This is a genomic window from Actinokineospora sp., from assembly GCF_050699995.1.
In the GTDB taxonomy this organism is placed as follows: domain Bacteria; phylum Actinomycetota; class Actinomycetes; order Mycobacteriales; family Pseudonocardiaceae; genus Actinokineospora.
The window spans coordinates 1-5,726 of record NZ_JBOHGC010000030.1; the positions used below are offsets into that span (position 1 = coordinate 1).

Below are 5,726 nucleotides of genomic sequence, written 5' to 3' on the forward strand. Positions count from 1 at the left end.
CTTCAAATACGGGTCAGGCAAAGGTTTGTTCAGCCCGTCGACCTCATCCCCGCATACCGACACGTCGAAGAACTCGCGCCCGACGGTGTCCAACGCGACCTCGGCGAGCGCGCGCTCGGTCGACGTGACCAGGGCCGTCGGCACCCCGCTGTCGCGCACCGCGCGCAGCGCGTCCAGAGCACCGGGGCGGAAAGTGGCCTTGGTGGCGAACAACTCCGCCATCCGCGTATCCACATAGGCCACGGCTTCACGGACCTGCTCCTGGGTCGGCGAGATCCCCGCCGACCCGAAGAGCAGACCCATCGTCGTCGGGATGTTCGTGCCCACCATCGCCCGACGGGTCTGCACCGACAGTGGCGCGCCGAGCTGTTCGCCGAGTTCGTAGAGCGGGATGTCCCACAGCTTCTCGGAGTCGAGCAGGGTGCCGTCGAGGTCCCAGAGCACGGCGGCAGGCAGGCCGTCCTCCAGGGAGTTTGATTCCACAGTGGACGGTCCGGCCACCAGTTCCCCTATCAGGTGTTGAAGTACTTGGCTTCCGGGTGGTGCAGCACGATCGCGTCGGTCGACTGTTCCGGGTGCAGCTGGAACTCCTCCGAGAGCTTCACGCCGATCCGCTCCGGGTCGAGCAGGTCGACGATCTTCGCGCGGTCCTCCAGGTTCGGGCACGCGCCGTAGCCGAGCGAGAAGCGCGCGCCGCGGTAGCCGAGTGAGAAGTAGTCGATGATGTCGGCCGGGTCCTCGTCGGCGACGGCCTTGCCGCCCGCGAAGGTCAGCTCCTCACGGATCCGGCGGTGCCAGTACTCCGCGAGCGCCTCCGCGAGCTGCACACCGAGGCCGTGGACCTCGAGGTAGTCCCGGTAGGCGTTGGCGGCGAACAACTCGTTGGCGAAGTCCGCGATGGGCTGGCCCATCGTGACCAGGCTGAACCCGACGACGTCGACCACACCGGACTCGCGCGGGCGGAAGAAGTCGGCCAGGCAGAGCCTGCGCTCCTTGCGCTGACGCGGGAACGTGAACCGGGTGCGCTCCGGCGCGTCGACGTTCGGCTCGGTGAGGACCACCAGGTCGTCGCCATCGGACACGCAGGGGAAGTACCCGTAGACGACGGCCGCGTGCGCGAGGACGCCCTCGGTGGCGAGCCGGTCGAGCCAGTAGCGCAGGCGCGGGCGGCCCTCGGTCTCCACCAGCTCCTCATAGGACGGTCCGGCGCCGCCGCGCACGCCCTTGAGGCCCCACTGGCCCATGAAGGTGGCGCGCTCGTCGAGCATCGCGGAGTAGTCGGCCACCGGGACGCCCTTGATGATCCGGTTGCCCCAGAACGGCGGCGCGGGAACGGGAACGTCGGTGGACACATCGGACCGCGCGGGCTGCTCGACCTCTTCCGCGGCCTCCTTCGCCTTGCGCGCCTCGGCGATCCGCAGCGACCGCTCGCGGCGGGCTCGACGCTCGGCGGCCTTGGCCTTCATGTCCTCGTCGACCAGCGGCGACTCGCCGCGCTTCGCGGCCATGATGGCGTCCATCAGCCGCAGCCCCTCGAACGCGTCACGCGCGTAGCGGACGTCGCCGAAGTACATGTCGGTGAGATCGTTCTCCACGTAGGCGCGGGTCAGCGCCGCCCCACCGAGCATGACCGGCCACTTGGCGGCGACGTTGCGGGAGTTCATCTCCTCCAGGTTCTCCTTCATGATCACCGTGGATTTGACGAGCAGCCCGGACATGCCGATGACGTCGGCGCGGTGTTCCTCGGCGGCGTCGAGAATGGTCGTGATGGGCTGCTTGATGCCCAGGTTCACCACGTCGTAGCCGTTGTTGGACAGGATGATGTCGACGAGGTTCTTGCCGATGTCGTGGACGTCGCCCTTGACCGTGGCGAGCACGATGCGGCCCTTGCCGTCGTCGTCGGACTTCTCCATGTGCGGCTCGAGGTGCGCGACGGCCGCCTTCATGACCTCGGCGGACTGCAGCACGAACGGCAGCTGCATCTGGCCGGACCCGAACAGCTCGCCCACGGTCTTCATGCCGGAGAGCAGGGTGTCGTTGATGATCTGCAGGGCGGGACGCTCCTTGAGCGCCTCGTCCAGGTCGGCGCCGAGGCCCTTGCGCTCGCCGTCGACGATGCGCCGCTCCAACCGGTCGAACAGCGGCAGCGCCGCCAGCTCCTGGGCGCGGGTGGCCTTGGAGGAGGCCACCGTGGCGCCCTCGAACAGCTCCATCAGCTTCTGCAGCGGGTCGTAGCCCTCGCGGCGGCGGTCATAGACCAGGTCCAGCGCCACGGCCCGACGCTCGTCGGGGATGCGGGCCATTGGGATGATCTTCGACGCGTGCACGATCGCCGTGTCCAGGCCCGCCTGCACACACTCGTGCAGGAAGACGCTGTTGAGGACCTGCCGGGCGGCGGCGTTGAGCCCGAAGGACACATTGGACACGCCGAGGGTGGTCTTCACCTCGGGGTAGCGCTGCTTGAGCCGGCGGATCGCCTCGATCGTCTCGATGGCGTCCTTGCGGACCTCTTCCTGACCGGTGGTGATCGGGAAGGTCAGGCAGTCGACGATGATGTCGCCCACCCGCATGCCCCAGTCGTCCACCAGCGCGTCGATCGTGCGCGCGGCGATGCGGACCTTGTCGGTCGCGGTGCGGGCCTGGCCCTCCTCGTCGATGCACATGACGACGACGGCGGCGCCGTGCTCGCGGACCAGCTCCATCATCCGGTGGTAGCGCGACGTGGGGCCGTCGCCGTCCTCGAAGTTGACCGAGTTGACCGCGCAGCGGCCGCCCAGGCGCTCCAGGCCCGCGCGGATGACCTCGGGCTCGGTGGAGTCGAGCATGATCGGCAGCGTGGACGCGGTCGCGAGGCGGCCCGCAAGCTCGGCCATGTCGACGGCGCCGTCGCGACCGACGTAGTCGACGCAGAGGTCGAGCATGTGGGCGCCGTCGCGGGTCTGGGCGCGGGCGATCTCGATGCAGTCGTCGAACTTGCCGTTGAGCATGGCCTCGCGGAACGCTTTCGAGCCGTTGGCGTTGGTGCGCTCGCCGATGACCAGCACCGACGCGTCCTGTTGGAACGGCACGGCCTGGTAGAGGGAGGAGACGCCGGGCTCGGGGCGGGGCTTGCGCGCGGCGGGGCTCAGGTCGCGCACGGCGGCGACGACCTGGCGGATGTGCTCACCGGTGGTGCCGCAGCAGCCGCCGATCAGCCGGGTGCCGAAGTCGGTGACGAACGCGCTCAGCGCCACCGCGAGTTCCTCGGGCGTGAGCGGGTACACCGCGCCGTTGGGGCCGAGCTCGGGCAGGCCGGCGTTGGGCATCACCGACAGCGGGATGCGCGCGTGCTTGGACAGCGTCCGCAGGTGCTCGCTCATCTCCGCGGGCCCGGTGGCGCAGTTGAGGCCGATCAGGTCGATGCCCAGGGGCTCCAGCGCGGTCAGCGCGGCGCCGATCTCCGAACCCAGCAGCATGGTGCCGGTGGTCTCGACGGTGACCTGGGTGATGATCGGGACGATCCGGCCCTCGGCGGCCATGGCGCGCTTGGCGCCGATGATCGACGCCTTGGTCTGCAGCAGGTCCTGCGAGGTCTCCACGATGACGGCGTCGATCCCGCCGACCAGCATGCCGCGCACCTGCTCCTGGTAGGCGTCGCGCAGGGTCGCGTATGGAGCGTGGCCCAGCGTGGGCAGCTTGGTGCCGGGGCCGACCGAGCCCAGGACGAACCGGGGGTGCTCGGCGGTGGTGAACTCGTCGGCGACCTCGCGGGCCAGGCGGGCGCCCGCCTCGGAGAGTTCGAAGATCCGCTCGGGGATGTCGTACTCGGCGAGGTTCGCGAGATTCGCCCCGAACGTGTTCGTCTCGACGGCGTCGGATCCGGCCTCGAAGTACTCGCGGTGGACCTGGCGCACGACGTCGGGACGGGTGACGTTCAAGATCTCGTTGCACCCCTCGAGACCCGCGAAGTCGTCAAGTGTGAGATCGACACCCTGCAGCATGGTGCCCATGGCCCCGTCAGCGACGAGGACACGGTCGTTGAGGGCTGCGATGAAGGGCGACACGACGCTATCCGGCATGTCGACCAGCCTACGATCTCCGTCCACCCGCGCAGGGTCGTAGTCTTGCGCAGTGACAGATCCGGACCCGCACATGACTGCCGACGCAGAGCCCAAGGTCGAGCCGCAGGACCTCGTCGACCCCGTAATGGTGGCGGCGTTCGAGGGCTGGAATGACGCGGGAGACGCCGCGAGCACGGCAATCGAGCATCTGCAGCTCACTTGGGACGCCACGCCGCTGCTCGAGATCGACCCGGACGACTACTACGATTTCCAGGTGACGAGACCCACAGTCCGCATGGTGGAAGGGGTCACTCGTCGGGTGGAATGGCCGACCACGCGGCTGTACGTGTGTCGCCCGCCGGGGTCCAACCGGGACGTGGTGCTCGTGCACGGCATCGAGCCGAACATGCGCTGGCGCAAGTTCTGCGCCGAGCTGCTGGAGCACGTCGACGATCTCGGGGTGAGCACCGTGGTGACTCTCGGCGCGCTCCTCGCCGACACCCCGCACACCCGGCCGGTCCCCGTGACCGGCACCGCGTACGACGCCACCTCGGCCGCCCAGTTCGGCCTCGAACGGTCCCGCTACGAGGGGCCGACCGGCATCGTCGGGGTGTTGCAGGACGCGTGCGTGCAGGTCGGGGTGCCCGCGATCTCCATCTGGGCGGCGGTTCCGCACTACGTGTCGCAGCCGCCGTCGCCCAAGGCGACACTGGCGCTGCTGCACCGGGTCGAGGAGGTCCTCGACGTGGAGGTGCCGCTGGGCACGCTGCCGGAGCAGGCCGAGGAGTGGCAGCGGACCGTCAGCGAGATGGCGGAGGAGGACGAGGACGTCCGCAACTACGTCCGGGCACTGGAGGAACGCGGCGACGCCGAGAACACCCTCAACGAGACCAGCGGCGACGCGATCGCCGCGGAGTTCGAGCGGTACCTGCGCAGGCGCAGGCCGGGTGGTTCGGGACGGGGCAGCTCGGGGCCTGGGCCGACCGGGGTGTGACCGGTACGGGCGGACCAGCTGGTCGGAAACCAGCCGACCTCGCCGCCGCATACCGGACAAAGAGGACCGAATGCGCCCCGGCCTGCCACGGGACCGCCGCTTTGTCGGCGCGCGGCTTTGCGATCCCCGGCCGTGTGACCATGGAAGTTCGTTGTTCTGAACGTTGGACTCGTTGTCCTGAACGTTGGACTCGCGACTGGCGCGGGGTGTCGGGATGACCGGGCGGGTCCGGGCGGCGGCGCTCTACGCGGGTGGGTTTCTGGGGCCGTTCGCGGGTGCCGTGCCGACCTCCATGTTTCCCGAGCTGGGCCGCGAGTTCGGGGTGGCCGACCACACCGCCTCCCTCTCGCTGACCGCCTACCTCGTCCCGTTCGCCGCCCTCATGCTGTTCTCCGGGACGCTCGGGGCCCGCTGGGGCGCCGGGCGCAGCGTGCGGGTCGCTTATCTGGTCTACGTGGCCGCCTCCGCGGGCTGTGTCTTCGCGGGGTCGTTCGAGGTCTTCCTCGCGGCGCGCGCGGTACAGGGCGGGGCCAACGCGTTCACCACTCCCCTGCTGCTCGCCGCCATCGGTGAGGTCACGCCCCGGGACCGGCTCGGGCGCGCGCTCGGGCTGTTCGGGGCGCTGCAGGCGGCGGGGACGACGAGCGCGCCGCTGCTCGGTGGGCTGGCCGCCGAGGTGGACTGGGCGTGGG

4 protein-coding genes are annotated in these 5,726 nt (G+C 69.8%); 2 read left to right on the forward strand and 2 right to left on the reverse strand.

All coding sequences use genetic code 11. From position 1 onward, the window contains the following. A partial coding sequence (locus ACRDSQ_RS02095) for an HAD family hydrolase (RefSeq protein WP_431418258.1) occupies positions 1-501 on the reverse strand: 501 nt, incomplete at its 3' end. An 11-nt stretch (positions 502-512) separates the two neighbouring features. Beyond that, positions 513-4,058: a methionine synthase gene (metH, locus tag ACRDSQ_RS02100; protein ID WP_431418260.1), complete on the reverse strand. Its 3,546-nt coding sequence runs from the start codon at positions 4,056-4,058 to the stop codon at positions 513-515. Positions 4,059-4,131: 73 nt separating this feature from the next. On the opposite strand from metH, the gene ACRDSQ_RS02105 reads away from it, so the two are divergent. Together ACRDSQ_RS02105 and ACRDSQ_RS02110 are read left to right on the forward strand one after the other, a co-directional pair. Next, positions 4,132-5,034 carry a PAC2 family protein gene (locus tag ACRDSQ_RS02105; RefSeq protein ID WP_431418262.1) on the forward strand — a complete coding sequence of 301 codons (903 nt, stop codon included), beginning with the start codon at positions 4,132-4,134 and terminating at the stop codon, positions 5,032-5,034. Positions 5,035-5,248: 214 nt separating this feature from the next. Next, on the forward strand, positions 5,249-5,726 hold a 478-nt coding region (locus ACRDSQ_RS02110; protein WP_431418263.1), incomplete at its 3' end, for an MFS transporter.

Bases quoted from the DNA above. Each gene is read 5' to 3' on its own strand.
- metH (WP_431418260.1), bottom strand. From the start codon at position 4,058: ATGCCGGATAGCGTCGTGTCGCCCTTCATCGCAGCCCTCAACGACCGT.
- ACRDSQ_RS02105 (WP_431418262.1), top strand. From the start codon at position 4,132: ATGACTGCCGACGCAGAGCCCAAGGTCGAGCCGCAGGACCTCGTCGAC.